3 tRNA genes and 3 rRNA genes are annotated in these 5,183 nt (G+C 50.1%); all 6 read right to left on the bottom strand.

The features are described 5' to 3' along the window. The 6 genes from HT671_RS10790 to HT671_RS10765 all read right to left on the bottom strand — a co-directional run bounded on the left by HT671_RS10790 (position 1) and on the right by HT671_RS10765 (position 5,040). Positions 1-70, bottom strand: a tRNA-Gly gene (locus tag HT671_RS10790). Positions 71-75: 5 nt separating this feature from the next. Then, positions 76-148 (bottom strand) — tRNA-Val (locus HT671_RS10785). Between the two features lie 4 nt (positions 149-152). Continuing rightward, positions 153-268, bottom strand: a 5S ribosomal RNA gene (gene rrf / locus HT671_RS10780). A 76-nt stretch (positions 269-344) separates the two neighbouring features. Further along, a 23S ribosomal RNA gene (locus tag HT671_RS10775) occupies positions 345-3,246 on the bottom strand. Between the two features lie 124 nt (positions 3,247-3,370). Continuing rightward, a tRNA-Ala gene (locus HT671_RS10770) sits at positions 3,371-3,443 on the bottom strand. Positions 3,444-3,494: 51 nt separating this feature from the next. After that, positions 3,495-5,040, bottom strand: a 16S ribosomal RNA gene (locus HT671_RS10765). The 16S, 23S and 5S rRNA genes sit together here with 3 tRNA genes alongside, the layout of an rRNA operon. Between the last annotated feature and the right edge of the window lie 143 nt (positions 5,041-5,183).

Here is a 5,183-nt window from a genome sequence, read left to right as displayed (position 1 = left end):
GCGGGTGACGAGAATCGAACTCGCGACAACAGCTTGGAAGGCTGTAGTTTTACCACTAAACTACACCCGCTAAAATGGGAGTTAACGGGATCGAACCGCTGACCCTCTGCTTGTAAGGCAGATGCTCTCCCAGCTGAGCTAAACTCCCTAGAGCTAAGCGACTTCCCTATCTCACAGGGGGCAACCCCCAACTACTTCCGGCGTTCTAGGGCTTAACTTCTGTGTTCGGCATGGGTACAGGTGTATCTCCTAGGCTATCGTCACTTAACTCTGAGTAATACCTACTCAAAATTGAATATCTATTCAAACCAAGAAAACCGTTCGCTTTCGTATTCTCAGTTACTTTGGATAAGTCCTCGAGCTATTAGTATTAGTCCGCTACATGTGTCGCCACACTTCCACTTCTAACCTATCTACCTGATCATCTCTCAGGGCTCTTACTGATATAAAATCATGGGAAATCTCATCTTGAGGTGGGTTTCACACTTAGATGCTTTCAGCGTTTATCCCTTCCCTACATAGCTACCCAGCGATGCCTTTGGCAAGACAACTGGTACACCAGCGGTAAGTCCACTCTGGTCCTCTCGTACTAGGAGCAGATCCTCTCAAATTTCCTACGCCCGCGACGGATAGGGACCGAACTGTCTCACGACGTTCTGAACCCAGCTCGCGTGCCGCTTTAATGGGCGAACAGCCCAACCCTTGGGACCGACTACAGCCCCAGGATGCGACGAGCCGACATCGAGGTGCCAAACCTCCCCGTCGATGTGAACTCTTGGGGGAGATAAGCCTGTTATCCCCAGGGTAGCTTTTATCCGTTGAGCGATGGCCCTTCCATACGGAACCACCGGATCACTAAGCCCGACTTTCGTCCCTGCTCGAGTTGTAGCTCTCGCAGTCAAGCTCCCTTATATCTTTACACTCTGCGAATGATTTCCAACCATTCTGAGGGAACCTTTGGGCGCCTCCGTTACCTTTTAGGAGGCGACCGCCCCAGTCAAACTGCCTGTCAGACACTGTCTCCGATAGGGATCACCTATCTGGGTTAGAGTGGCCATAACACAAGGGTAGTATCCCAACAGCGTCTCCTTCGAAACTGGCGTCCCGATCTCGTAGACTCCTACCTATCCTGTACATGTGGTACAGACACTCAATATCAAACTGCAGTAAAGCTCCATGGGGTCTTTCCGTCCTGTCGCGGGTAACCTGCATCTTCACAGGTACTAAAATTTCACCGAGTCTCTCGTTGAGACAGTGCCCAAATCATTACGCCTTTCGTGCGGGTCGGAACTTACCCGACAAGGAATTTCGCTACCTTAGGACCGTTATAGTTACGGCCGCCGTTTACTGGGGCTTCAATTCATACCTTCGCTTGCGCTAAGCACTCCTCTTAACCTTCCAGCACCGGGCAGGCGTCACCCCCTATACATCATCTTACGATTTAGCAGAGAGCTGTGTTTTTGATAAACAGTTGCTTGGGCCTATTCACTGCGGCTGACGTAAAGTCAGCACCCCTTCTCCCGAAGTTACGGGGTCATTTTGCCGAGTTCCTTAACGAGAGTTCTCTCGCTCACCTGAGGCTACTCGCCTCGACTACCTGTGTCGGTTTGCGGTACGGGTAGAGTATGTTTAAACGCTAGAAGCTTTTCTTGGCAGTGTGACGTCACTAACTTCGCTACTAAACTTCGCTCCCCATCACAGCTCAATGTTATAGAACTAAGCATTTAACTCAATTCACACCTCACTGCTTAGACAGACTCTTCCAATCGTCTGCTTTAGTTAGCCTACTGCGTCCCTCCATCACTACATACTCTAGTACAGGAATATCAACCTGTTGTCCATCGGATACACCTTTCGGTCTCTCCTTAGGTCCCGACTGACCCAGGGCGGACGAGCCTTCCCCTGGAAACCTTAGTCTTACGGTGGACAGGATTCTCACCTGTCTTTCGCTACTCATACCGGCATTCTCACTTCTATGCGTTCCAGCGCTCCTCACGGTACACCTTCATCACACATAGAACGCTCTCCTACCATACCTATAAAGGTATCCACAGCTTCGGTAAATTGTTTTAGCCCCGGTACATTTTCGGCGCAGGGTCACTCGACTAGTGAGCTATTACGCACTCTTTGAATGAATAGCTGCTTCTAAGCTAACATCCTAGTTGTCTGTGCAACCCCACATCCTTTTCCACTTAACAATTATTTTGGGACCTTAGCTGGTGGTCTGGGCTGTTTCCCTTTCGACTACGGATCTTAGCACTCGCAGTCTGACTGCCGACCATAATTCATTGGCATTCGGAGTTTATCTGAGATTGGTAATCCGGGATGGACCCCTCACCCAAACAGTGCTCTACCTCCAAGAATCTCTAATGTCGACGCTAGCCCTAAAGCTATTTCGGAGAGAACCAGCTATCTCCAAGTTCGTTTGGAATTTCTCCGCTACCCACAAGTCATCCAAGCACTTTTCAACGTGCCCTGGTTCGGTCCTCCAGTGCGTCTTACCGCACCTTCAACCTGCTCATGGGTAGGTCACATGGTTTCGGGTCTACGTCATGATACTAAGGCGCCCTGTTCAGACTCGGTTTCCCTACGGCTCCGTCTCTTCAACTTAACCTCGCATCATAACGTAACTCGCCGGTTCATTCTACAAAAGGCACGCTCTCACCCATTAACGGGCTCGAACTTGTTGTAGGCACACGGTTTCAGGTTCTATTTCACTCCCCTCCCGGGGTGCTTTTCACCTTTCCCTCACGGTACTGGTTCACTATCGGTCACTAGGGAGTATTTAGGGTTGGGAGATGGTCCTCCCAGATTCCGACGGGATTTCACGTGTCCCGCCGTACTCAGGATACTGCTAGGTACAAAGACTATTTTAAATACGAGGCTATTACTCTCTTTGGCTGATCTTCCCAAATCATTCTTCTATAATCTTTGAGTCCACATTGCAGTCCTACAACCCCGAAGAGTAAACTCTTCGGTTTGCCCTCCTGCCGTTTCGCTCGCCGCTACTAAGGCAATCGCTTTTGCTTTCTCTTCCTGCAGCTACTTAGATGTTTCAGTTCACTGCGTCTTCCTCCTCACATCCTTAACAGATGTGGGTAACAGGTAGTACCTGTTGGGTTCCCCCATTCGGAAATCCCTGGATCATCGCTTACTTACAGCTACCCAAGGCATATCGTCGTTTGTCACGTCCTTCTTCGGCTCCTAGTGCCAAGGCATCCACCGTGCGCCCTTATTAACTTAACCTTATTTTCTGACCTTTCAGTCATAAACTCTTATTAATACTACAGCGTTTTCGGTTTATTTTCTTGTTACTATTTGATATAGATATTCAATTTTCAATGTGCATTACTTGGTGATCTCTCACCAATGGAGCCTAGCGGGATCGAACCGCTGACCTCCTGCGTGCAAAGCAGGCGCTCTCCCAGCTGAGCTAAGGCCCCACAAGACCTCTCAAGACTAAACAAGACCAATGCGCAGTTCCTTATCCTTAGAAAGGAGGTGATCCAGCCGCACCTTCCGATACGGCTACCTTGTTACGACTTCACCCCAATCATCTATCCCACCTTAGGCGGCTGGCTCCTTACGGTTACCTCACCGACTTCGGGTGTTACAAACTCTCGTGGTGTGACGGGCGGTGTGTACAAGGCCCGGGAACGTATTCACCGCGGCGTGCTGATCCGCGATTACTAGCGATTCCGACTTCATGTAGGCGAGTTGCAGCCTACAATCCGAACTGAGACTGGCTTTAAGAGATTAGCTTGCCGTCACCGGCTTGCGACTCGTTGTACCAGCCATTGTAGCACGTGTGTAGCCCAGGTCATAAGGGGCATGATGATTTGACGTCATCCCCACCTTCCTCCGGTTTATTACCGGCAGTCTCGCTAGAGTGCCCAACTGAATGATGGCAACTAACAATAGGGGTTGCGCTCGTTGCGGGACTTAACCCAACATCTCACGACACGAGCTGACGACAACCATGCACCACCTGTCACCTCTGTCCCGAAAGAAAACTCTATCTCTAGAGTGGTCAGAGGGATGTCAAGACCTGGTAAGGTTCTTCGCGTTGCTTCGAATTAAACCACATGCTCCACCGCTTGTGCGGGCCCCCGTCAATTCCTTTGAGTTTCAACCTTGCGGTCGTACTCCCCAGGCGGAGTGCTTAATGCGTTAGCTACGGCACTAAACCCCGGAAAGGGTCTAACACCTAGCACTCATCGTTTACGGCGTGGACTACCAGGGTATCTAATCCTGTTTGCTCCCCACGCTTTCGAGCCTCAGCGTCAGTTACAAGCCAGAGAGCCGCTTTCGCCACCGGTGTTCCTCCATATATCTACGCATTTCACCGCTACACATGGAATTCCACTCTCCCCTCTTGCACTCAAGTTAAACAGTTTCCAAAGCCTACTATGGTTAAGCCACAGCCTTTAACTTCAGACTTATCTAACCGCCTGCGCTCGCTTTACGCCCAATAAATCCGGACAACGCTCGGGACCTACGTATTACCGCGGCTGCTGGCACGTAGTTAGCCGTCCCTTTCTGGTAAGATACCGTCATAGTGTGAACTTTCCACTCTCACACCCGTTCTTCTCTTACAACAGAGCTTTACGATCCGAAAACCTTCTTCACTCACGCGGCGTTGCTCGGTCAGACTTCCGTCCATTGCCGAAGATTCCCTACTGCTGCCTCCCGTAGGAGTCTGGGCCGTGTCTCAGTCCCAGTGTGGCCGATCACCCTCTCAGGTCGGCTATGTATCGTCGCCTTGGTGAGCCGTTACCCCACCAACTAGCTAATACAACGCAGGTCCATCTGGTAGTGATGCAATTGCACCTTTTAAGTAAATGTCATGCAACATCCACTCTTATGCGGTATTAGCTATCGTTTCCAATAGTTATCCCCCGCTACCAGGCAGGTTACCTACGCGTTACTCACCCGTTCGCAACTCATCCAGAGAAGCAAGCTCCTCCTTCAGCGTTCTACTTGCATGTATTAGGCACGCCGCCAGCGTTCGTCCTGAGCCAGGATCAAACTCTCATTAAAAGTTTGAGTTCTCACTCATTTCTGTCACTGACAGATTTATTGTTTTTTCATTGTTCAGTACTACAACCGTAGTTGTAGTGCCCTGCACATTGGTTCGTCTTGTTCAGTTTTCAAAGGTCTTTGTCACTCGCTTCTCTCAAGCG

It is taken from the genome of Streptococcus sp. 2741, from assembly GCF_013276315.1.
GTDB lineage: Bacteria > Bacillota > Bacilli > Lactobacillales > Streptococcaceae > Streptococcus > Streptococcus pseudopneumoniae.
The sequence above is the reverse complement of the archived record's forward strand: the minus strand, read 5'-3'. Positions and strand labels throughout refer to the sequence as shown.